This window comes from Aeromonas sp. 601027 (genome assembly GCF_049174455.1).
In the GTDB taxonomy this organism is placed as follows: Bacteria; Pseudomonadota; Gammaproteobacteria; order Enterobacterales; family Aeromonadaceae; genus Aeromonas; species Aeromonas veronii_A.
This window is the reverse complement of record NZ_JAAKTN010000001.1, coordinates 569,676-593,734: the sequence shown is the minus strand read 5'-3', so window position 1 is coordinate 593,734 and position 24,059 is coordinate 569,676. Positions and strand designations below refer to the sequence as shown.

Sequence of the window (24,059 nt, the reverse complement as noted above, 5' to 3'; positions counted from 1 at the left end):
CTAGCTATGGGACCAACAACATGACCATCAACGCCATTCTGCAAGCGCGCGCGGGCGCCAAGTGTGAACTGTGCAGCGCCGAGCAGGCGCTGACCGCCTTCGTGGTGCCTCACTCCCCCGCCAGCGACGATGATCACAGCGTTGCTATCTGTGACACCTGCCGTGGTCAGCTGGAACAACCGGATACCCTGGTGGTCAACCACTGGCGTTGCCTGAGTGACAGCATGTGGAGCCAGGTGCCTGCGGTGCAGGTGATGGCATGGCGCCAGCTGAAAGCACTCTCCGGCAAGGGTGAAGTGTGGGCTCAGGATCTGCTGGACATGATGTACATGGAAGACGAAGCCAAGGCCTGGGCTGAAGCTGGTATTGCTGACGAAGATGATGACAGCGTACCAACCGTTGACTCCAACGGCGCCGTGCTGCAAGAGGGCGACTCCGTCACCCTGATCAAGGATCTGGACGTGAAAGGCGCCGGTTTCACCGCCAAGCGCGGCACCCTGGTCAAGGGCATCCGTCTGACCAACAACCCGCTCCATATCGAAGGCAAGGTCAACGGCGTGCAGATCGTACTGGTTGCTGCCTACCTTAAAAAGGCCTAAGCCAAGGGCGATTGCTCTGCTGTCTACTGCCAGAGCACAAGCACAACGAAAAAAGGATGGCGTCACGCCATCCTTTTTTATGCCCGCTTGCCGCAAACGGCCAACTTGAGCCCATAACAGACGAGCCAAAGCTAAAAGGCGCATCCGGATGGACGCGCCTTCTTTACAGGCCGATGCCGTTAACCGGCAGCGGAAACGGTCACTCAGGAGGAGAGTTTGCCGTCCAGCTCTGCAATTTTCGCAGACCAGTAGGCCGGGCCGGTTTCGTGGATATTGTTGCCTTCGGAGTCGACCGCTACGGTCACCGGCATATCTTCCACTTCAAACTCGTAGATCGCTTCCATGCCGAGATCGGCAAAAGCTACCACACGCGCCTTCTTGATAGCCTTGGCCACCAGATAGGCGGCGCCGCCCACCGCCATCAGATAGACGGCCTTGTGCTGCTTGATGCTCTCGACGGTTTTCGGGCCACGCTCGGACTTGCCGATCATGCCGATCAGGCCGGTTTCACCCAGCATCATGTCGGTGAACTTGTCCATCCGGGTGGAGGTGGTGGGGCCAGCCGGGCCAACTACTTCGTCACGCACCGCATCGACCGGGCCAACGTAATAGATGAAGCGGTTGGTGAAATCGACCCCTTCCGGCAGCCCTTCACCATTTTTCAGCATGTCGGCGATACGCTTGTGGGCTGCATCCCGACCGGTAAGGATTTTGCCCGATAGCAGCACGGTATCACCGCTCTTCCAGCTGGCCAGTTCGGCCTTGGTGATGCCATCGACGTTGACGCGGCGCACGTTGCCACCCGCTTCACGGGTGATCTCCGGCCAGTCACTCAGTTTCGGCGGGGTCAGCTCGGCGGGCCCTGAACCATCCAGCTCGAAGTGAACGTGGCGGGTCGCGGCGCAGTTGGGGATCATCACCACCGGCTTGGAAGCGGCGTGAGTCGGCGCAGATTTCACCTTCACATCCAGCACGGTCGTGAGGCCGCCCAACCCCTGGGCACCGATCCCCAGCTTGTTGACCTTGTCGTAGAGCTCGACCCGCAGCTTCTCTTCGGTGGTTTGCGGGCCGCGGGCGATCAGCTCCTGAATGTCGATGTGCTCCATCAGGGCCTCTTTGGCCAGCACCGCCGCTTTCTCGGCGGTACCGCCGATGCCGATGCCCAGCATGCCGGGTGGGCACCAGCCTGCGCCCATGGTCGGCACGGTTTTCAGCACCCACTCGACGATATCGTCAGAGGGGTTGAGCATCACCATCTTGGATTTGTTCTCGGAGCCGCCGCCTTTGGCCGCGATGCTCACTTCCACCTTGTTGCCGGGGATCATGTCGATATGAACCACAGCAGGGGCGTTGTCTTTGGTGTTTTTGCGACTGCCGGCCGGATCGGCCAGCACGGAGGCGCGCAGCGGGTTGTCAGGATTGGTGTAGGCACGACGGGTCCCTTCGTCCACCATCTCCTGCACTGTCATGTCGCTGTCCCACTGAACTTGCATGCCAATTTTGACGAAACAGGTCACGATGCCGGTGTCCTGGCAGAGCGGACGATGACCTTCGGCGGACATGCGGGAGTTGATCAGGATCTGGGCCAGCGCATCTTTGGCGGCCGGGTTGGCCTCACGGTCATACGCCGCTTTGGCAGCCTGAACAAAATCCAACGGGTGGTAATAGGAGATGTACTGGAGGGCATCTGCGATAGAATCGATGAAATCCTGTTTTTTTATAATGCTCATATCATCCTCACTGGTCCTTGTCTCTGCCACAGAGCAGGGCAAGGGCTTCCATATGATGGGCCGTGCTGACGTGCTGGCTAAAAACTATCAACCAGCAAAAAACGAACGACACGGCAGTTTTTTCTTAAGTCACCGACACCTATGATACGCTTGCCCACCAGCACCGACTAGGGTTCGGGAACCAAACTGTTGCCTGTGTAACATAAAATGACGCCAACACTTCATATCCATCATCTAGACCATAGTGCTGAACTCCATCAGCTTTTTGCCCGCCTGCAACATCAGCCGTGGGCCATGTTGCTGGAATCGGCGGGACCACTCGGTGCCGATAACAGCTTTGATATCATCACTGCCGATCCGCTGGCGACCCTCGAAACCCGCGGCGAAGTGACCACTCTGCGTATCGGGGCGAATATCAGCAAACACCACGAAGATCCCCTCGCCCTGCTGGCCCATACCCAGCAACAGCTGCTGGGGGAACTGGATCTGTGTGCCACTCACCTACCCTTTATTGGCGGCGCCCTCGGCCTGTTTGGCTATGATCTCGGCCGCCGCTTCGAACGACTGCCGGAGCAGGCCGCCGCCGATATCGCGGTGCCGGACATGGCGGTGGGCATCTACGACTGGGCGCTGCTGCGCAATGTGGCGACCGGCGACTGGCAGCTGGTGCACTGGGGGGATGAAGCGGGACTTGCCAATCGGCTGGCCTGGCTTGAACAGCAGCAGGCCAAACCGACCCCCGCTTTTGCCTTGCAGGGGGAGTGGCAGAGCAATATGAGCCGCGCGGAATATGGCGAGAAGTTTGCCCGCATTCAGGAATACCTTGCCGCGGGGGATTGCTACCAGATCAACCTGACCCAGCGTTTCAGCGCCCCCTATCACGGTGATGAGTGGCAGGCCTATTGCCTGCTGGCGGCTGCCAACAAGGCCCCCTTCTCTGCCTTTATCCGCTTGCCGGATAGTGCGCTGCTGAGCCTCTCCCCCGAGCGGTTCCTGCTGCTTGATGGCCGTTATATCGAAACCAAACCCATCAAAGGCACTCGCCCTCGCCACCCCGATCCGGCGACCGATCGACAAGTCGCGCAGGAGCTGGCGCAGGCGGACAAGGACAGATCAGAGAATCTGATGATCGTTGATCTGCTGCGCAACGATATCGGTCGGGTCAGCCGGTCTGGCTCGGTCAGCGTGCCTCATCTCTTTGCGGTGGAGTCGTTTCCGGCGGTACATCATCTGGTCTCCACCATCCATGGTGAGCTGGATGCACGCTGGCAAGGGGTCGATCTGCTACGTGCCTGTTTCCCTGGTGGCTCCATCACAGGCGCCCCCAAGATCCGCGCCATGGAGATCATCGAAGAGCTTGAGCCACAGCGCCGCAATGCCTATTGCGGCAGCATCGGCTACCTCAGCCAGCATGGCCGGATGGACACCAGTATATGCATTCGCACTTTGATCGCCGAAGCGGGTCGTCTGCACTGCTGGGCCGGTGGCGGCATCATCGCCGACTCCGACGCCGACAGCGAATATCAGGAGACCTATGACAAGGTCGCCCGCATCCTGCCGCCGCTGTCGGCGCTGTAACCTTCCCCACTGTCTGGCCAACGCACAGGAGAGCTCCCCGCCATGGATCGCCACGAACTGCTGACCCGCTTCCAGTTGCAGCGACCCGCCCCGGCCCATCGCCTCGCCATCGGCGGGCTCAGTCCGGCGGCGGTGTTGATCCCGGTGGTGATGCGCGATGAGGGGCTCAGCGTGTTATTGACCCGGCGCAGCCCACGGCTGCGTCATCATGGGGGGCAGATCAGCTTCCCCGGCGGGCGACAGGATCCCGGCGACGAAAACCTCATTACCACGGCGCTGCGGGAGACCGAAGAGGAGCTCGGCATTCCGGCCCGACTGATTGAAGTGATCGGCACCCTCAACCCGCTCAATACGGTGTCACGATTCGAGGTACTGCCGGTGCTGGGGCTGCTCGATGGCAACTATCCCCTCATTCTGAGTCCGGATGAGGTGGATCACGCCTTTGAAGTGCCACTGACCCATCTGCTGGATCGGCGCAACCATATCCCCCTGACCCTTTCCAGAGGGGGGAAAGCGCACACCATCTACTGGATCCCCTGGCAACAGCACTTTATCTGGGGGGCTACCGCCAGCATGATCAACCAGCTAGCCCAGCATCTCGCAAAATAACAATTCACCTACATTTGACTGAGCGAGATTTAATCATCAACACTAAAATAACGTGCCAATTAATAAACAATAATTGAATTTTTCTTGTTTTGATCACATTTCCATAAGAAAGTGCGGTTTTTCGTGCCGTAAAGATGAATTTGATCAACATTTTTGATTAGAAAAACCGTATCCTTGCGCCGACTTAATAAGAACCACACATTCGGGGTGAGATAGATGTCAAACACAGTCACTGGCACGCAGGGAGTTGCGGCGTCAACAGAGCAAGGGATCAGCTCTACTCAAACCACTCGTTGGGAAAAACGCGACTCTACCTGGGTCATCAGTCTGTTCGGGACCGCGGTTGGCGCGGGGATCCTGTTCCTGCCGATCAACGCGGGTATGGGCGGTTTCTGGCCGCTGGTCGTCATGGCGCTGCTGGTAGGTCCCATGACCTATCTGGCCCACCGTGGTCTGGCCCGCTTCGTGCTCTCCTCCAAAAAGCCAAATGCAGACATCACCGAAGTGGTGGAAGAGCACTTTGGCGTGGGTGCCGGTAAATTAATCACCCTGCTCTACTTCTTCGCCATCTACCCCATCGTGCTGATCTACGGCGTGGGCATCACCAACACCGTGGAAAGCTTCATGGTCAACCAGCTGCAGATGAGTGCCCCGCCGCGCTGGATCCTCTCCATCGTGCTGATCATGGGCATGATGTCGGTGATGCTGGCCGGTGAAAAGCTGATGCTGAAAGTGACCGAGCTGCTGGTTTATCCGCTGATCGCCATTCTGGCCGGTATCTCTTTGTACCTGATCCCGGACTGGACCGGTGCCGCGCTGGAGCAAGTGCCCTCTGCCAAGGATTTCGCCACTACCCTGTGGCTGACCATCCCGGTACTGGTCTTCTCCTTCAACCACAGCCCGGCCATCTCCAGCTTCTCTCTGGCCCAGCGCCGCGACCACGGTGATCAGGCGGTCGAGAAAGCCGATGCCATCCTCAAGCGTACCGCCATGGTGCTGCTGGGCTTCGTGATGTTCTTCGTCTTTTCTTGCGTCATGAGCCTGACACCGGCCCAGCTGGCAGAAGCCAAGGCTCAGAACATCGCCGTGCTCTCCTATCTGGCCAACCAGCATGCCAGCCCCATCATCTCCTACTTCGGTCCGCTGGTTGCGTTCGTCGCCATCGTCTCCTCCTTCTTCGGCCACTATCTGGGGGCCCGTGAAGGTCTGAAAGGGATGATCGTGCAGAACATGCGCAAGTCAGGCAAAGAGCCGAACGCCAAGAAAGTCGAGATGTTCATCATCGCCTTCTTCATCCTGACCCTGTGGGGCACTGCCATTGCCAACCCCTCCATCCTGGGCATGATTGAATCCTTGGGCGGCCCGATCATCGCCACCATCCTGTTCATCATGCCGATGTACGCCATCAAGCGCGTACCGGCCATGGCGAAGTATCAGGGTCATATCAGCAACGTATTTGTCGCTGTGATGGGGATGATCGCCATCTCCGCCATCCTCTATCAGCTGGTCGGTTAATCCCCTACCTGCCGCTGATAGCAAAAAGCCAGCCGAACACTCGGCTGGCTTTTTTATCTCTGCAATCTGTGCATCCGCGATTGCCCTGCTCTCTCCTTATTACTCTCCTCACCTTGTTGGATATCTGCATGCTCACCAGCGCCATGGCAGAGCACTTCGGATATCAACATGACGCCCCCCTGCCCGCAGCTCAATATCGCCAACACGTTTACTCCCCCTCACCAAACCATGATGGCGTGTCTGATAGGACGGGTTGGGTTCATCTGCCGCAGCCAGCCACCTCCATTCTTCTGTGATGATGTGATTGTCTTGAAGATCTGGGGTAAGCCATAGCAATCGGCTGTTAGCAGAACAGACAAAAATGTGTAACGCACAACAGAAGGAGGAAGCACAACTCCAAGGGATAAAGATAAGGCAGCGCCCTGGACAAGGGCGACAGAATGTCTGGCACATCAGCCAAAGAGCCTGCTTAAAGAGGAAAAGAGAGCAAATCCGGCAATAAAAAGCGCCCTCCGAAGAGGGCGCAAGTGTGTTGCGAAACTGACCGTTGCGAGATCAGGCTTCGCGGCTCGGTACCGGAGCCACATCCAACAGGGTTTCATCCTCGGCCATGCACGCTGCGGCGGTGAACAGCACGTCGGTGGAGCTGTTCAGCGCTGTCTCGGCAGAATCCTGCAACACACCGATGATAAAGCCGACAGCAACCACCTGCATGGCGATGTCGTTACTGATGCCAAACAGACTGCACGCCAGCGGGATCAGCAGCAAAGAGCCACCGGCGACACCGGACGCGCCACAGGCACTGATGGTGGCTACCACAGAGAGCAGCACGGCCGTTGCCATGTCCACTTCCATCCCCAGGGTATGTACCGCCGCCATGGCGAGCACAGTGATGGTGATGGCCGCACCCGCCATGTTGATGGTGGCACCCAGCGGGATGGAGACCGCGTAGGTATCTTTGGGCAGGCGCAGTTTTTCACACAGCGCCATGTTGACCGGAATGTTGGCGGCAGAGCTGCGGGTAAAGAAGGCGGTCACGCCGCTCTCTTTGAGGCAAGTCAGCACCAGCGGATAGGGGTTGCGCTTGATCTTCCAGAAGACGATCAACGGGTTGACCACAAAGGCGATAAACAGCATGCAGCCGATCAGCACCACCAGCAGTTGGGCATAGCCAAACAGGGCGTCAAAGCCGGTCTCTGCCAGAGTGGAGGCAACCAGACCCAGGATCCCGAGCGGAGCACAGCGGATCACCGCTTTCACGATGGCGGATACACCGTGAGACAGGTCAGTGATCAGCGCCTTGGTGCTCTCGTTGGCATGGCGCATGGCGATACCCAGACCGATGGCCCACGCCAGGATCCCGATATAGTTGGCATCCATCAACGCCTTGACCGGGTTGGTCACCACGTTGAACAGCAGGGTCTGCAGTACCTCGGTGATCCCGCCGGGCGGGGTGATCTCGGCAGTATTGGCCACCAGATGGAGGTTGGAGGGGAACAGGAAGCTGGCAATCACCGCGACCACGGCCGCAGAGAAGGTACCAAACAGGTAGAGCGCCAGCAGCGGGCGAATATTGGTCTTCTGACCCTGTTTGTGACCAATGATGGCCGCCATCACCAGTACGAATACCAGCAGCGGAGCTACCGCTTTCAGTGCACCAACGAACAGACTGCCAAGCAGACCTGCCGTTTTCGCCCACTCGGGCGCAAACAGTGCCAGCAAGATACCGAATACCAGACCAACCAGGATCTGGCTGACCAGGCTGGTGCTATTGACCAGCCGAAGGAGGGGGTGTTGTTGTGTCATCAAAAAAGTCCCTAAGCACCGTAGTGCATGAATCATGAGTCCTGTCTGCAACCACTCATCGGGAGACCCCTGTCGCCCGAATGTGGTGTCTGTGGCCAGCCTTCTGTCGGGCCGATCCGCCAGTCACCGGATTGCATGACGGAATATCCCATTCGCCATCTTTTTTTTCCAGAGACTCACCAAAAAATATCCCGTTTCCATCACAAAAAACCGCAACAAAACCTTAACTACAGCGCAACCACCCATTTTTGTACGTTTTATCGACACTCTCTGCCCTCACCCTCACGACCATTCCTGTGTCACCCGTGACCGGCATCGCTGTGCTATCATCCCCCATTTGCCGCGGAGCCTTGCCATGATCCCATCCCTGCTCAACCAATATTTTGGTTTCTCCGCACTCAGGCCAGGTCAGGAAGCGGTGATCAGCCGGGTACTGGCAGGTCAGAGTGCCGCCGCCATCTTTCCCACCGGCTCCGGCAAGTCCCTCTGTTATCAACTGCCGGCCCTCGTCCTGCCTCACCTGACCCTTGTTATCTCGCCGCTGCTGGCGCTGATGCACGATCAGCTCGCCTTCCTTAAAAGCAAGGGAATAAGCGCCGCAACCCTCGACTCAAGCCAGAGCCCGGAGGAGAGCCGACGAGTGATGCAACAGGCACTGGATGGCCAGCTCAAGATCCTGATGATCTCGGTGGAGCGACTCAAGAACGAGCGCTTTCGCCGCTTTATCCAGCAAGTGCCGCTCTCGCTGCTGGTGGTTGACGAAGCCCACTGTATTTCTGAGTGGGGCCACAACTTTCGCCCCGACTACCTCAAGCTGCCGAGCTATCGCCATGACCTGAAGATCCCGCAGGTGTTGCTGCTGACGGCCACCGCCACACCGGCGGTGATTCAGGATATGCAGACCAAATTCGGCATCGCGCCGGAGGGGGTCGTGGTCACCGGTTTCTATCGCCCCAATCTTGATCTGGCGGTCATTCCACTGTCGCCCGACGCGCGGGATAGCTGGCTCGCGCAGGAGCTGGCCAACGATCCGGCGGCCCCCACCATCGTCTACGTCACCTTGCAACACACCGCAGAAGCCTGTGCCGAGCAACTCATTAGAGAAGGGATCAACGCCCGCGCCTATCATGCCGGACTCGACTCGGCGCTGCGCAGCCAGATCCAGCACGACTTCATGGCGGGCAAGGTGGACTGCATCGTCGCCACCATCGCCTTTGGCATGGGGATCGACAAAGCGGATATCCGGCGGGTCATTCACTACGATCTGCCCAAATCCATCGAGAACTACAGTCAGGAAATTGGCCGCGCCGGACGGGATGGCCAGCCATCGCGCTGTATTGTGCTGGCCAACCAGAGCCAGCTGCCGGTGCTGGAGAACTTCGTCTACGGCGATACGCCGGATTTGAGTGCCATCCTCCAGCTCCTTGCCATCATCAAGCAGAGCGGGAACGAGTGGGAATTCACCCTGCTGCGCCTCTCCAACGACACCAATATCCGCCAGTTGCCCCTTAAAACCCTGCTGGTCTATCTGGAGATGGCAGGCATCATCACCCCGGCCTATAGCTACTACGCCGACTACCGCTTCAAATTTGTGCTGGATAAAGGCGAGATAGTGAGCCGTTTCAATCCGGATCGCCGCCAGTTTCTGGAGCAGCTGTTCGCCTGCGCTCCACAAGCGCGCAGCTGGTGCACCATGGACTTTGACGCCCTCTGGCAGGGCTATCAGGGGGAGCGGCAGCGGGCTGTTGCGGCGCTCGACTACCTGCAGCAGCAAGGCTGGATCGAACTCGAAAGCAAACAGATGACCGAGGTCTACCGGATCACCCGTCAGGGGTGGGACAACGAGCAGGAAGCAAAAGCCCTGCACGCACTGTTCCTGCAAAAAGAGCAGAGCGAGCTGGCAAGACTGCAAGCCATGCTCAACTTTTTCACCTCAAGTGAGTGCCTGAGCCACCGCCTCGCCCGCTATTTTGCCGATGAGGTGGCGCCGGTTCATTGTGGCCACTGTTCGGTTTGTCGCGGCGAGGTGGCGCATCTTCCTCCCCTGCCCCAACTGGCCATGCCAAACGAGACGGGGATCCGCGCCTGGTGCGATCCGCTGATTGCCAAGACAGGTTCCGTGGATGCTCGTGTTCTGGCCCGTTTCCTGTGCGGTATCGCCACTCCGCTGACCAGCCGGATCAAGGCCAAATCGCTGGCGGGCGCAGGCCAGTTGGCCGCTCACCCGTTTGCCAGCGTCCTGGCGGCAGTGCAACAAGCCTACCCTTGCTAGGTGAGTGCTGGCGGCTTCAATAGCCACCAGCAGAAACAAGCATTTATAGACACAGAAAAAGAAGACCCTCGCGGTTGCGAGGGTCAAGCCAACGGAAACGTGCTTAAACAGAGCTTGGTGAGGCAACAGTCAACTCTCTTGCTAAAGCATCTTGCTGCTCACACCTCGCCAATCTAGGGCACTCAAATTGTAGCGTCAATGTAAAAATTAGAGCCAAAACTCCAAAAAAAGTGATTTACGTTGACGTTCACGTAATGACATTCTCATCCATAACCCCGCCAACCCGCAGCCTCATTGCCTTTCATCAAACCCCTTAATCTTTTCGCAATAAGTTCCCTCTTTCCCATAAACATTTATTTTTTATGTCTTTGACATTTACCTCGCTATCGTGGCAAAAATAATTTAACAGTCAGTAACATAGCGGTGTTGTTGACTGACCCTCCCCGCAAAAGGATCGGGCAGGTTTCTTCAGAATTTAACCTATCAACCGTGATGGATTACTGGAGTCTGTTGACTAGGCTTTAAAAGCGCACAACACAAAAGCAGTCATCCACTTTTTTCAGGGTAAGCGACTATAACGAGGGCAAAGTTATGGGCATATTCGAGCATTACCAACAGCGATATGAAAAAGCGAGAGAAGAGGAATATACCATCCAGGAGTTCCTGGATATGTGTAAGCAGGACAAAGCCTGCTACGCCTCCGCAGCCGAACGTCTGCTGACCGCCATTGGTGAGCCGGAGATGGTAGACACCTCAGCCAACCCCAGACTGAGCCGACTCTTCTCCAACCGCGTCGTGGCACGCTATCCCGCCTTCAAGGATTTCTACGGGATGGAAGAGGCCATCGAACAGATCGTCTCCTACCTCAAACACTCCGCCCAGGGGCTGGAGGAGAAGAAACAGATCCTCTATCTGCTGGGCCCCGTTGGCGGTGGTAAATCCTCGCTGGCAGAGAAACTCAAATCCCTGATGCAGAAGGTGCCCATCTATCGCATCAAGGGCTCACCGGTCAACGATCACCCCTTCTGCCTGTTCGACATCGAAGAGGATGGGGAGATCCTGGAAAAAGAGTACGGCATCCCGCGCCGCTACCTGCGTCCCATCATGTCCCCCTGGGTGGCCAAACGCCTGCACGAGTTTGGCGGCGACATCACCAAGTTCAAGGTGGAGAAGGTCAACCCCTCCATCCTCGATCAAATCGCCATTGCCAAGACTGAACCCGGTGATGACAACAACCAGGACATCTCCTCACTGGTCGGCAAGGTCGACATCCGCATGCTGGAGCACTTCGCCCAGGATGACGCCGATGCCTACTCCTACTCAGGTGCGCTGTGTAAAGCGAACCAGGGGGTGATGGAGTTTGTGGAGATGTTCAAGGCCCCCATCAAGGTGCTGCACCCGCTGCTGACTGCCACTCAGGAGGGGAACTATAACGGTACCGAAGGGCTCTCCGCCCTCCCCTTTGACGGCATCTTGCTCGCTCACTCCAACGAATCCGAGTGGCAGCAGTTCCGAAACAACAAGAACAACGAGGCCTTCCTCGACCGGGTCTACATCGTCAAGGTGCCTTACTGCCTGCGCGTCTCGGAAGAGGTGAAGATCTACGAAAAACTGCTGATCAACAGCGAATTGACCGAAGCCAAGTGCGCCCCGGGCACCCTCGAACTGCTGGGCCAGTTCTCGGTGCTGTCACGGCTGAAAGAGCCGGAGAACTCCAGCATATACTCCAAGATGCGGGTCTATGATGGCGAAAGCCTGAAAGACACCGATCCCAAGGCGAAGAGCTATCAGGAGTATCGCGACTACGCCGGTGTGGACGAGGGGATGAATGGTCTATCTACCCGTTTTGCGTTCAAGATCCTCTCCCGCGTCTTCAACTTCGACCACGCGGAAGTGGCCGCCAACCCGGTGCACCTCTTCTATGTGCTGGAGCAACAGATCGAGCGCGAGCAGTTCCCGCAAGAGCTGCACGATCGCTACCTTGAGTTCATCAAGGGCTATCTGACCCCGCGTTATGTGGAGTTCATCGGCAAGGAGATCCAGACCGCCTATCTCGAGTCCTACTCCGAGTACGGTCAGAACATCTTCGATCGCTACGTCACCTACGCCGACTTCTGGATCCAGGATCAGGAGTACCGTGACCCCGAAACCGGCCAGCTGTTTGACAGAGCGTCCCTCAACAGCGAGCTGGAGAAGATCGAAAAACCTGCCGGGATCAGCAACCCGAAAGATTTCCGCAACGAAATCGTCAACTTCGTGCTGCGTGCCCGGGCCAACAATGCAGGCCGTAACCCCAACTGGACCAGTTACGAGAAGCTGCGCACCGTGATCGAGAAGAAGATGTTCTCCAACACGGAAGAGCTGCTGCCGGTTATCTCCTTCAACAGCAAAACCTCGGCCGAGGAGCAGAAGAAGCACGATAACTTTGTCGAACGGATGATGGAGAAAGGCTACACCCGCAAACAGGTGCGACTGCTCTCCGAATGGTATCTCAGGGTACGCAAGTCATCCTGACCCTGACTGTTCAAGGGGGAGTTATGGCGCATTTTATCGACCGCAGGCTCAACGGCAAAAACAAAAGCGCTGTCAATCGGCAGCGCTTCATCCGCCGCTACAAGAAGCAGATAAAACAAGCGGTCTCGGATGCTGTCTCCAAGCGCAGCATTCAGGACGTAGACAAGGGCGAGAGCATCAGCATCCCGACCAAGGATATCGGCGAGCCCCATTTTCATCAGGGGCACGGTGGTAAACGGGAGATGGTGCATCCCGGCAATGACCAGTTCGTCTCCGGCGACAAGATTGACCGCCCCAAAGGAGGGGGCGGTGGACAGGGTTCCGGCGAGGGGCAGGCATCCAATCAGGGAGAAGGGGCCGATGATTTCGTGTTCCAGATCTCCAAGGATGAGTATCTCGATCTGCTGTTTGAAGATCTGGAGCTGCCCAGGCTGCAGAAAACCCAGCTCAACCAGCTGATGGAAGTCAAAACCTACCGTGCTGGCTACACCTCAAACGGGGTGCCCGCCAACATCAACGTGGTGCGCTCGCTGCAAAATTCGCTGGCGCGGCGCATGGCGCTGCAAGCAGGCAAGAAACGCCAATTGCATGAACTGGAAGATCGGCTGGCCCTGCTGGCCACCGATCCCAACGAGCACTTTGCCGAAATAGCCCTGCTCGAGAAGGAGATCAGGGAGCTGAAACGACGGATCGATGCGGTGCCGTTTATTGACACCTTCGATCTCAAATTCAACAACTTCGTCAAACGGCCCGTCCCCTCCAGCCAGGCGGTGATGTTCTGTCTGATGGACGTCTCGGGCTCCATGGATCAGGCCACCAAGGAGATGGCCAAGCGTTTCTATATTCTGCTCTATCTGTTCCTGAGCCGGACTTACAAGAACGTCGAAGTGGTCTATATCCGCCACCACACCCAGGCCAAGGAGGTGGATGAACACGAGTTCTTCTACTCCCAGGAGACTGGCGGCACCATCGTTTCCAGTGCGCTCAAAATGATGAATGACATCATCAACGAGCGTTACCCGGCCAACCAGTGGAACATCTATGCGGCGCAGGCGTCGGATGGTGACAACTGGGCTGATGACTCACCGCAGTGCAGGGAGATCTTGGCGCGGGATATCATGCCAAGGGTGAGGTACTACTCCTACATCGAGATCACCACTCGTGCCCACCAGACCCTGTGGCACGAATATGAGTCGGTAGCCAGCCAGTTCCCCCACTTCGCGATGGAGCACATCCGCAAGGTGGAAGACATCTATCCGGTCTTCCGGGAGCTGTTCAAGAAGCAAGCGGCTTGAGGGATCACATATGATAGAAACCGCGAGAAAAATAGCGCCGCTGGACGATGGTCCTGACTGGAACTTCGAGCTGCTGGAGATCTATCACCAGGAGATTGCCCGGGTTGCCAAGTTCTATCGGCTGGACACCTACCCCAACCAGATCGAGGTGATCACGGCGGAGCAGATGATGGATGCCTACTCCAGCGTCGGCATGCCCATCGGCTATCAGCACTGGTCGTTCGGCAAGCGCTTCATCCACACCGAGCGCAACTACAAGCGCGGCCAGATGGGGCTGGCTTACGAGATCGTCATCAACTCGGATCCCTGCATCGCCTACCTGATGGAGGAGAACACCATGCCGATGCAGGCGCTGGTGATGGCACACGCCTGCTACGGCCACAACTCCTTCTTCAAGAACAACTACCTGTTCAAGGCCTGGACCGATGCCTCCTCCATCATCGACTACCTGCTGTTCGCCAAGAACTACATCACCCAGTGTGAAGAGAAGCATGGCATCGAGGCAGTGGAGCAGCTGCTCGACTCCTGCCATGCCCTGATGAACTTCGGGGTGGATCGCTACAAGCGTCCCCAGAAGATCTCGATGGCCGAGGAGAAGCGGCGTCAGAAGGCGCGGGAAGATTATCTGCAGACTCAGGTCAACGAGCTGTGGCGAACCCTGCCCAAGCAGCATAAAGCCGCGGGTGTGGAGGACAGGCGCTACCCCGCCGAACCCCAGGAGAACATTCTCTACTTTATCGAGAAGAATGCCCCCTTGCTCGAGCCCTGGCAGCGGGAAGTGGTGCGCATCGTGCGCAAGATCAGCCAGTACTTCTACCCGCAGAAACAGACCCAGGTGATGAACGAGGGATGGGCCACCTTCTGGCACTACACCATCCTCAACCACCTCTATGACGAGGGCAAGCTGAGCGATCGCTTCATGATGGAGGTGCTGCACAGCCACACCAACGTGGTCTATCAACCGGCCTACAACAGCCGCTACTACTCGGGGATCAACCCCTATGCGCTGGGGTTTGCCATGTTTACTGACCTGCGCCGTATCTGCGAGAACCCGACCGAGGAAGACAGATACTGGTTCCCCGACTATGCCGGCAGCAACTGGGTCGAAACCCTCCACTTTGCCATGCAGAACTTCAAGGACGAGAGCTTTATCAGCCAGTTCCTCAGTCCCAAAGTGATGCGGGATATGAAGCTGTTCGCCATTGATGACGACGATCTGAAGAACTATCTGAAGGTCTCCGCCATCCACAATGACGAGGGGTACCGTCAGGTGCGCAATACCCTGTCGGCCCAATACAACCTCAGCAATCTGGAACCCAATATTCAGGTCTACAACGTGGCCGTGAAGGGGGATCGATCCCTCACCCTGCGCTATGTGCCCCACAACCGCATCCCCCTTGGCGACTCTCGCCATGAGGTGCTCAAACACCTGCATCAACTGTGGGGATTCGACGTGGTGCTGGAGCAGGATAACGGCGAGCTGCCACCCGATATTATCGGCCGCTGCCCGGAGCGCAAACCGGGTATCTAAGCTTACCACCTCGCAAATGGCCCACTTCAGTGGGCCGTTTTTTTATCAGCTTTCGCCTCTGCCTGCATCATCGCAGCACAACCCGAACAAACCACAACATAGAAAGAGGCCCGCATGGGGTGCGGGCCTCGTGGTCTTGCGGTCAATCTGCAGCGGTTATCAGTAGAAGGTCTGCTGCTCTGCGGCCATTGCCTTGAGGCGGGCACAGGGGGCAAACCGATCGCCATGGCGCTTCTGATAATACTCCAGACGGCCAACCAGATGATCAATTCCTAAGGTGTCCATGTAGCGGAACGGGCCGCCAAGGAAAGGCGGGAAACCGATGCCGAAGATGGCGCCGATATCGCCATCACGGGCCGACGCCACCACGCCGCTATCCAGCGCCATGGCCGCTTCGTTGAGCATCAGCAGCACGCAGCGCTCGGCGATCTCCTGACGGGCCAGCTTGGCAGACGGCTTGATGCCGAGCACGCCATAGACGCTCTCGTCCACTGTCTTCTTGCCCTCTTTGCCGGTCAGCTTGTTGCGCGGTGCCGCCTTGCCATAGAGGTAGAAGCCCTTGCCGTTCTTGCGTCCCTTGCGATCATTTTGCAGCAGCTTGTCGAACGCCTTGGGCGCCTGGAACTGCTCGCCGCCCAGTTCTTTTTCGAGAATAGGGGAGATCTTGGCGCCCACATCAATCCCCACCTCGTCCAGCAAGGTGATGGGGCCAACCGGGAAACCAAAGTCGAGCAGCGCGCTATCCAGCACCTCCACCGGCTCCCCTTCCAGCACCAGTCTTGCCGCCTCATTCATGTAGGGCGCCAGGATGCGGTTGACGTAGAAACCGGCTTCGTCCTTCACCACGATGGGCGTTTTGCCCTGGGCGCGGGCAAAAGCCAGGGTGGTAGCGACCGTCTCGGCACTGGTGCCAGCGTGGGGGATGATCTCCGCCAGCGGCATCTTGTCCACCGGGCTGAAGTAGTGCAGCCCCACGACTCGCTCCGGGTGCGCCGCCTCTGCCGCAATCTGGTTGATGGGTAAGGAAGAGGTGTTGGAGGCAAACACTGTGTGCTCACCACACTCGCGCTCCACGTCTTTCACCATCTGGTGTTTGAGATCGAGATCTTCAAACACCGCCTCCACCACTATGTCCACCCGGTGAAAACCGGAGTAGTCGAGGGTGCCGGTCAGCAAGCTCATCTGCTTTTCCAGCTCGCTGCGCAGGATGTGACGGCGCTTGAGCTTCTTGGCCAGAATGTCATAGCTGTAGCGCATGGCATTGCCGATCCCGGCGCTTGCCACATCCTTGATCCGCACCGGCACGCCCGCCTTGGTAGCGGTGACGAACGCGATGCCGCCCCCCATCAGACCACCGCCCAGCACGGCGGCATGGCCCACCTTGCGCGGCTCGGCTCCCTGATAGGTGACCTCTTTCTTCATCTCCGTGGTGGCAAAGAAGATGGAACGCAGGGCCGCAGACTCAGCAGTCATCACCAGCTCGCCAAAGTGGCGGGATTCAGCGGCCAGACCGGCCTTCATCCCCTCCTCCACGCCGATGCGCACAACATCCAGGATCCGCTCCGGCGCCGGGTAGTTGCCACGGGTCTTGGCTTTAACCCCCTTGCTAGCCTGATCGAACAGCACCTTGCGACCCAGTTTGTTGGTCTCCAGCACCTTGCCCTGCAGATCTCGTTTCAACTGATGGCGCGGTTTGCCCTTCTTGGCCAGCTTGATGGCAGCATCCAGCAAGATTGACGGCGGCACCACATCGTCCACCAGCCCCAATTTCTTGGCTTGTTTGGCCCGCACCTGCTTGCCGGTCAGCATCAGATCCAGCGCCTTGGCCACCCCGATGAGGCGCGGCAGACGCTGGGTACCGCCAGAGCCCGGCAGCAGACCGAGCTGCACTTCCGGCAATCCCAGCACGGTTTTACCGTGCTCGGTCACCACCCGACCATGGCAGGCCAGCGCCAGCTCCAACCCGCCACCGAGGCAGGGGCCATGAATGGCGGCGATCACCGGAATGGTCAGCCCCTCGATCTCGGCAAAGATCTCCTGCCCTTCTCGTGACAGGGTCTCGGCATCCTTGGCACTGGTGCAGGCGGCCAGCATGGTAATGTCAGCGCCGGCGATGAAGGAGTCCTTCTTGCCGGAGGTGATCACCAGCCCGATCAAATCCTTGTTGCGTTTTACCTCGTCCAGTACGGAGCGGATCTCCTCGACAAAGGCGGCTTTCAGGGTATTCATGCTCTCGCCCGGCACATCCATGGTGAGGATGCCGATGCCATCTTTGCGAACATCCAGGGAAAAAGTCTTAGCGCTCATCATTCAACCTCCAACACCATAGCCACGCCCAATCCACCCGCCGCACAGGCGGTGTTGAGCCCCAATCCCCCACCGCGACGACGCAGCTCGTGCAGGGTCTGGGTGATCATCCGCGCACCGGTCGCGGCAAAGGGGTGGCCATAGGCCAGCGAACCGCCGAGGACGTTGAACTTCTCCATGTCCACCTCGCCGATGGCCTGATCGCGGCCCAGCTTGTCACGGGCAAACTCGTGGCTGGCAAACATCTTGAGGTTGGCCAGAGTCTGGGCGGCAAAGGCTTCGTGCATGTCGATCAGAGTCAAATCGCTGAGCGTGATGCCGGCTCTGTCCAGCGCCAGCGGCGTGGCGTAGGAGGGCCCCATCAGCATGTCTTGCCACACATCGATGGCCGAGAAAGCGAAGCTGCGGATATAGCCCAGCGGTTTGAGGCCCAGCTCTTTCGCCCGCCCTTCGCGCATCAGCAGCACGGCGGCAGCGCCATCGGTCAGCGGCGTGGCGTTGGCAGCCGTCACTGTGCCATGAACCCGATCAAACACCGGCTTGAGCTTGGCGTAGCTCGCGAGATCCGAGCTTTCACGGATATTGTTGTCCCGCTCCAGCGGCGACTTGTAGGGCGGTACATGGGCGGTAAACACCTCGCCACTGAGCTTGCCATCGGCCCAAGCCTGCGCGGCCAGAGTGTGGGAGCGATGAGCTAACGCATCTTGCGCCTCGCGGCTGATCTGGTGACTCTTGGCCATCTGCTCGGCGGTCTGTCCCATGGAGAGGCCAGTAGAGTATTCCGCCACGGCAGGCGGCACCGGCAGCAGATCCTTGACCCGCAGCTGACGTAGAATATTGAAGCGCTGCTGCAGATTGCGCGCCTTGTTGAGATCCACCAGGGCACGGGCCAGCTTCTTGCTCACTCCGATAGGGAGCACGGAGGAGGAGTCCGCACCGCCAGCGATGGCGATATCCACAGTGCCCGCCATGATGGATTCGGTGACGTTGGCCACCGCCTGAAAACTGGTGGCGCAGGCGCGGGAGACGCTATAGGCATCGGTATTGACGCTCATGCCGGTGCCAAGCACGATTTCACGGGCAATGTTGGGGGCTTCCGGCATCTGAACCACCTGACCAAACACCAGCTGGTCGATAAGCTTGGGATCGAGATTGGTACGGGCGAGCATCTCGCTCACCACCAGTTTGCCGAGATCGACTGCAGGCACGCCATGAAAGGCGGTGGCCTGCTTGGCAAAGGGGGTACGCAGCCCCGCCACGACGGCAATCCGTTCGCCCTGGCGAGTCGTCAGTTTCAATGGCTGTTTCATCCTGGCTCCTTGGTTTAAAAGGCAGAGGTCTGACCTCATTGCGCCACATCTTAACAATCCAATCACAAGTTTCATACAGCTGATTGAAACTAAATTAAGCACGGCAAGGCCCCTTTGCTCGCCCTTGGGGAGCAACTGGAGTATAAAAAGATCAACTTCCATAAAAACAACGGGTTTATCGCATGGCAGCGGCCGAGTTCAGAGCACTTAGGGACTATCTTGGCAGTCAGATCCTGGGGCAGGAGGAGCTAATAGAAGGGCTCCTGATTGCCCTGTTATGTGAAGGACATGTGTTAATCGAAGGGGCCCCCGGCCTTGCTAAAACCCGCGCCGTCAAGGCGCTCGCTGGCGCCGTCGAAGGGCGCTTTGCCCGTATCCAGTTTACCCCCGACCTGCTTCCTGCCGATCTCACCGGCAGCGAGGTGTTTCACCCGCAGGATGCCAGTTTTGTTTTCCAGCCAGGCCCCCTCTTCAACCATCTGGTGCTGGCAGACGAGATCAACCGGGCGCCAGCCAAGGTACAATCAGCGCTGCTGGAAGCCATGGCCGAACACCAGATCACCGTGGGCAAAAAGAGCTGGCGGCTGCCACCGCTCTTTATGGTCGCCGCCACCCAGAATCCTATCGAGCAGGAGGGAACCTATCCCCTGCCGGAGGCGCAGCTCGACCGCTTTCTGCTCAAGTTGATGGTGGATTACCCGAGCCCCACCATGGAGCTCGCCATCTTGCAGCTCAACGCCAGCGGCGAACAGCTTGGCGCGGCACCAGTGACCCTGAGTCAGACCAGCTTGCAGCGTGCCCGCAGCGAAGTGCTGGCGGTAACCATGCAAAGCCGACTGGAGCACTATCTGGTGGAGCTGGTCTGCGCCACCCGCCCGGGCAGTGGCCTTTGCCCTGCCCTTGAGCCATTGATTGCCGTGGGGGCCAGCCCTCGGGCTACGCTGGGGCTGGCTCGCTCCGCCCGCGCCCGAGCCTGGCTCGCCGGACGTGATTATGTGCTGCCGGAAGATATCCAGCTGCAAGCCTATCCGGTGCTGCGCCACCGCCTTATTCCCAGTTATCAGGCGCTGGCCGACAATCTGGATAATGACATCCTGATCGCCCAACTGCTGGATCAGGTGCCATGTCCCTAGCGTCTGACCTCCATCCCGATATCGCACTATCGCTGCCACGGCTGCTCAATATCCGGCTCTGGGCCAAGGCCAGGAAGCCACCTCACGCAGGCAGAAGCAGCAGCGAACGCGGCAAACCGGGCCGCTCTCCCGGACTCACGTTTCGGGAGCTGCGCGCCTATCAGGCTGGTGACGAGGTACGCCATATCGACTGGCGAGTGACGGCGCGCCTCGGTCGTCCCTATACCCGCCTCTATAGCGAGGAGCTGGATCAGGCGCACTGGCTGCTGCTCGATCTCTCTCCCGCCATGTATTTCGGCTCCACGCTGCAGCTCAAGGCGCGTCTGGGGTGCGAGCTGGCAGCAGCCCTGATCTGGCAAGGGGAGAAGCAGCACAACACCCTGATCTGCCACGGGCTTATCCCAAATCACCAGAGCCAGCGCGGCAGCGTGCTGCCCCTGCTCGAATCCCTCTGCCATCACTATCAGCAAGGGCTGGCCCGCCGGGCGCTTTCTCACTCACTGGCCGACACCTTGTCCGGCGTGAAGCTGCCTCACGGTGCCAAGCTGACGATCATCACCGATCACAGACCCTGCGAGTCGGCGCTCTGTCAGCAATTGCAACTGCTCTCCCGCCGCCACGATATTCACTATTGGCAGATCCGTGACCCCCTCGAGGCAGCCCTTCCCCCTGACGGCCAGCTGCCAGTGGCCATCGATCGGCCAGGGCAGCACTATCAGGGCTGGCTGGATGGGACCCATGCCGGTTTCTCCCAGCGCTACCGGCATACCGCCGAGCAGCAGCTGGCCCACGGCAAGCAGTTGCTGTTGCCATTGGTGCAGCGCCTCTATCTGCTCGATAACAGCCAGACGCTGCAACAGCAGTGGCAGGAGGGGCTATGTCATCAGGGATGATCTCGCCCGCCGAACTCGACAGCGCCAGTCCAGCCACCGACGCCATCACTCCGCCGCTGGCCGCCCTGATGCGAGACATCCACCCGGGGCCGGATCTGATTGAACAGAGTCTTGATCCCAGAGTGCTGGCGCTATTGTGGCTACTGATCACCGGCTTATTGCTGCTACTGATCGTCCTGATTGCCCGGAGAGTGATACGTTACCGCCGCTGGTGCCGCCAGCTGGAGGGGGATCCGGCGCTGCTGGTGGCACGTATACAAGAAGCCCTGCGTCATGAAGCGCTACAACGCTGGCCCGAGGCGCGCCAACTGCAAGGAGAGGCGTGGCTCGCCTTTGTCGATCGCCACGGCGGCAGCGATTTCAGCCAGTTCGCCCCTCACTGGAGCGGTTGGCTCTATGGCAGCCAGAACCCGAGCAGCGAGCAGTGCGAACAGTTGCGGCAAGATTATCGGTGCTGGGGTCAAACCCTCTTCTTGCAGCTCTCCCCCCGCTCGGGGCGCAAAGCTGCGCGGAGGCAGCCATGATCCTGGCCTGGCCCTGGTTTGCGCTGGCGCTGGTGCTGCCCTTGCTGGTGCGCTTCGGCTTGCCGCCCCTGCGTCGCGGCTACCTGGCTCACCCCGGGTTTGCGCTGCTGCGTCCCCACGCCGGATTGCCGCTCTGGCGCGCCATGCTGCTCTGGGGTGCCCTTATCCTCGCCCTCTGCCGCCCCCAGTGGTGGGGAGAACCGGTTATTCAATATGAAGGGAGTCGGGATCTGCTGCTGGCGGTGGATCTGTCAGACAGCATGCGCACCCCTGATATGCTCGATAACGGCGAGCAGCAAGCACGGCTGACGGCGGTGCGCCAGCAGATCAAGGCGCTGATCGCCAAACGGGCCGGAGACAGGGTGGGCCTCATCGTATTTGCCGATCACGCCTACCTGCTCTCTCCCCTCACTCAGGAGATCTCGGCGCTGTTGACCTTGAGCGACGAGCTCGACTTTGATCTGGTCGGCCGAACCACCGCCCTTGGCGAAGCCATCCAGCTGGCACGTCAGCATGGGGATCCTGGTCGCCCCACCGCCCTGCTGCTGGTCACTGATGGCCGCAATACCGCAGGCAATGCCGACCCGCTGCAGGAGGCCAAACTCGCCGCGGCACAGGGAATAAGGATCTACACGCTGGGGGTCGGGGCCGATCCCGATACCTTTATCCAACCCTACGATGAGGCGGGCAGCGGTCAGGCCGATCCCAGCAGCGAACTGGACGAGCCGCTCCTGAAAGAGCTGGCACAGACAGGCCAGGGACGTTACTTTCGGGCACGCACCCAAAGCGATCTCGATACCATCAACTCGACTCTCAATGCCCTTGAACCTGCCCCCATGCCGATTGCCCAGTACCAGCCGGTGATCGAGCTCTACCCCTGGCCGTTGGCACTGCTTTGTGGCTTGCTGCTTCTGCCATCAGGGCACGGCAGACTGAAGTTTCGCATGGTGCGTAACTGGCTGGTACGAGGCATGCGCAGATGGAACTGATCTTGCTCCGCCCCCTGTGGCTGATCGCACTCATCCCCTGGCTCTGGCAAGGGTGGCACCGTCGTCGCCAGCCCCCGCTGCTCGCACCTGCGATGCAGGCTTATCTGCTGCCAGCATCCCGTCCTCAACGTCCCTGGCTCTGGCTGGCAACCCTGCCCGTCATTTTGGCCCTGAGTGGACCGGCACTGCGCGGTGAGCTGCAACAGCAGCCTGCAGCACCGCTAGATATCTGGCTACTGGACTTGTCACGCTCGATGACCGCCACCGATCTCAAACCGGATCGGGCAACCCGGGTCAGATGGCAATTACAGCAGCTGCTGAGCCGCGCTCAGGGCGAGCGCATTGCGCTGATCCTCTACGCAGGTGACGCCTACCTCGCCATGCCGCCCACCCGAGATCATCAAGCCCTTTCGCTGCTACTGCCCGACTTGCGCCCCGATATCATGCCGTTGCAGGGCAGCAACCCGGCACGGGCGGTGGAACTTGCCATGAAGCAGCTGGCCCCTGGAGAACAAGCGCGTCTGCTGCTGGTCACCGACGACCTCACCCGGAATCAGATGACCCAAATCGCCGCCCTGTGGCCCTGCCAGCAACGCCTTCTTTGCCGCGACACCCAGTCGGCACGCCTCGATATTCTGCTTGCCAGCAGCGGTCAACCGGCCCCCATGCCCGCCATTCCGGCCAATGAGTTGGGGTTTGCCGCCCGCATGCCCGCGCAGTTGCCCGCCCCCGATAGTCAGGCCATTGCCGCACTGGCCAATCGCCTCGGCGGTGAGCTGCAGTGGCTTGGCAGCAACACACCCCGCTTTGCTTCCCTCCCCACCACGACCTCGGCCCTCACCCCGGCACCACTGGATCTTGGCCCCTGGCTGCTGCTCCCCTTGTTACCACTGGCCTTGCTGGCCAGAGTCGGCGCCCGGTTGATGATAGCGCTGATGGTGGGAGCTCAGCTGCTTGCGCCGCAAGATCTGCAAGCCGCAGAGAGGGGAGATCTGCAAGCGATGCAGGCTTATCAAGAGGGGGATTTTCAGCGGGCTGCCCATACCTTCAACGATCCAGTCTGGCGCGGCAACGCCTGGTATCGGGCCGGAGCCTACCGGCAAGCCATCGCAGCCTATCAGGAAGCGACGAGCGCCACCGCCCACTACAACCGCGGCAATGCCCTGCTGCAACTGGGGGAGTTTGCGGCCGCCAAAGAGGCCTATCTGGCCGCTCTGGCACTTGAACCCGGCCATGAAGATGCGCTCTATAACCTCTCTCTGTTACAGGGCGCAGCGGCGGCTGCTCCCGATACCAGCAACAGCAAGCAGCCCGAACCATCGGCTGCTCAGCAGGCGACGGCAATGCCCCTGCCTCCCTCGCCACCCGTATTGCTGCTGGAACAGCGGCTGCGCAAAGAGGCGCTGCGCCGGGACCTGATCAAAGTGGAGGAACCCTGGTGACGCGAGCAGGAT

At 59.1% G+C, this 24,059-nt stretch carries 17 protein-coding genes; 13 read left to right on the top strand and 4 right to left on the bottom strand.

Annotated features, from left to right (window positions below; all coding sequences use genetic code 11):
• The first annotated feature begins 20 nt into the window (after positions 1-20).
• Positions 21-599: a PhnA domain-containing protein gene (locus G5193_RS02515; protein WP_005333203.1), complete on the top strand. Its 579-nt coding sequence runs from the start codon at positions 21-23 to the stop codon at positions 597-599.
• A gap of 203 nt (positions 600-802) precedes the next feature.
• Here the strand turns inward: G5193_RS02515 and G5193_RS02510 are convergent, their stop codons facing one another.
• Positions 803-2,329, bottom strand: a complete 1,527-nt coding sequence (locus tag G5193_RS02510) for a fumarate hydratase (protein ID WP_005351759.1) — start codon at positions 2,327-2,329, stop codon at positions 803-805.
• Between the two features lie 294 nt (positions 2,330-2,623).
• Here G5193_RS02510 and pabB point away from each other — a divergent pair, with 294 nt between their 5' ends.
• The 3 genes from pabB (at position 2,624) to G5193_RS02495 (ending at position 6,031) form a co-directional block, all read left to right on the top strand.
• The gene (gene pabB / locus G5193_RS02505; protein ID WP_421204989.1) at positions 2,624-3,907 is read left to right on the top strand and encodes an aminodeoxychorismate synthase component I; all 1,284 of its coding nucleotides are present in this window, start codon (positions 2,624-2,626) and stop codon (positions 3,905-3,907) included.
• A 42-nt stretch (positions 3,908-3,949) separates the two neighbouring features.
• Complete coding sequence (locus G5193_RS02500) at positions 3,950-4,516, top strand: CoA pyrophosphatase (protein WP_421204877.1); 567 nt, start codon at positions 3,950-3,952, stop codon at positions 4,514-4,516.
• A 216-nt stretch (positions 4,517-4,732) separates the two neighbouring features.
• Positions 4,733-6,031, top strand: coding sequence for a serine/threonine transporter (locus tag G5193_RS02495; protein WP_005345325.1), 1,299 nt, complete (start codon positions 4,733-4,735; stop codon positions 6,029-6,031).
• Positions 6,032-6,586: 555 nt separating this feature from the next.
• Here the strand turns inward: G5193_RS02495 and sstT are convergent.
• A complete protein-coding gene (sstT, locus tag G5193_RS02490; RefSeq protein ID WP_139473892.1) occupies positions 6,587-7,837 on the bottom strand; it encodes a serine/threonine transporter SstT in 1,251 nt (416 codons plus the stop codon).
• Between the two features lie 355 nt (positions 7,838-8,192).
• Here sstT and G5193_RS02485 point away from each other — a divergent pair, with 355 nt between their 5' ends.
• The 4 genes from G5193_RS02485 (at position 8,193) to G5193_RS02470 (ending at position 15,449) form a co-directional block, all read left to right on the top strand.
• Complete coding sequence (locus G5193_RS02485; RefSeq protein ID WP_421204876.1) at positions 8,193-10,109, top strand: RecQ family ATP-dependent DNA helicase; 1,917 nt, start codon at positions 8,193-8,195, stop codon at positions 10,107-10,109.
• Between the two features lie 591 nt (positions 10,110-10,700).
• Positions 10,701-12,623, top strand: a complete 1,923-nt coding sequence (locus tag G5193_RS02480) for a PrkA family serine protein kinase (protein ID WP_005333223.1) — start codon at positions 10,701-10,703, stop codon at positions 12,621-12,623.
• Positions 12,624-12,646: 23 nt separating this feature from the next.
• Positions 12,647-13,918, top strand: coding sequence for a YeaH/YhbH family protein (locus tag G5193_RS02475; protein WP_005360363.1), 1,272 nt, complete (start codon positions 12,647-12,649; stop codon positions 13,916-13,918).
• Positions 13,919-13,928: 10 nt separating this feature from the next.
• On the top strand, positions 13,929-15,449 hold the full coding sequence (locus tag G5193_RS02470; RefSeq protein ID WP_421204875.1) for a SpoVR family protein: 1,521 nt from the start codon (positions 13,929-13,931) through the stop codon (positions 15,447-15,449).
• A gap of 159 nt (positions 15,450-15,608) precedes the next feature.
• Here the strand turns inward: G5193_RS02470 and fadJ are convergent, their stop codons facing one another.
• Both fadJ and fadI read right to left on the bottom strand, forming a co-directional pair.
• The gene (gene fadJ, locus G5193_RS02465) at positions 15,609-17,756 is read right to left on the bottom strand and encodes a fatty acid oxidation complex subunit alpha FadJ (RefSeq protein ID WP_421204988.1); all 2,148 of its coding nucleotides are present in this window, start codon (positions 17,754-17,756) and stop codon (positions 15,609-15,611) included.
• Positions 17,756-19,066, bottom strand: a complete 1,311-nt coding sequence (gene fadI, locus G5193_RS02460) for an acetyl-CoA C-acyltransferase FadI (RefSeq protein ID WP_227342818.1) — start codon at positions 19,064-19,066, stop codon at positions 17,756-17,758. Before fadI ends, fadJ begins: the two co-directional genes overlap by 1 nt.
• Before the next feature lie 182 nt (positions 19,067-19,248).
• Between fadI and G5193_RS02455 the strand changes: the two genes are divergently transcribed.
• Genes G5193_RS02455 through G5193_RS02435 form a run of 5 tightly spaced genes read left to right on the top strand, consistent with a single transcriptional unit; the run spans position 19,249 to position 24,047 of the window.
• Positions 19,249-20,199: an AAA family ATPase gene (locus G5193_RS02455; protein ID WP_064341237.1), complete on the top strand. Its 951-nt coding sequence runs from the start codon at positions 19,249-19,251 to the stop codon at positions 20,197-20,199.
• Positions 20,190-21,092, top strand: a complete 903-nt coding sequence (locus G5193_RS02450) for a DUF58 domain-containing protein (RefSeq protein WP_421204874.1) — start codon at positions 20,190-20,192, stop codon at positions 21,090-21,092. The genes G5193_RS02455 and G5193_RS02450 overlap by 10 nt, the downstream gene beginning before the upstream one ends.
• A complete protein-coding gene (locus G5193_RS02445; protein ID WP_421204873.1) occupies positions 21,077-21,616 on the top strand; it encodes a DUF4381 domain-containing protein in 540 nt (179 codons plus the stop codon). The genes G5193_RS02450 and G5193_RS02445 overlap by 16 nt, the downstream gene beginning before the upstream one ends.
• The gene (locus G5193_RS02440; protein ID WP_421204872.1) at positions 21,613-22,605 is read left to right on the top strand and encodes a VWA domain-containing protein; all 993 of its coding nucleotides are present in this window, start codon (positions 21,613-21,615) and stop codon (positions 22,603-22,605) included. Before G5193_RS02445 ends, G5193_RS02440 begins: the two co-directional genes overlap by 4 nt.
• Positions 22,596-24,047, top strand: coding sequence for a VWA domain-containing protein (locus G5193_RS02435; protein WP_421204871.1), 1,452 nt, complete (start codon positions 22,596-22,598; stop codon positions 24,045-24,047). The genes G5193_RS02440 and G5193_RS02435 overlap by 10 nt, the downstream gene beginning before the upstream one ends.
• Positions 24,048-24,059 lie beyond the last annotated feature (12 nt).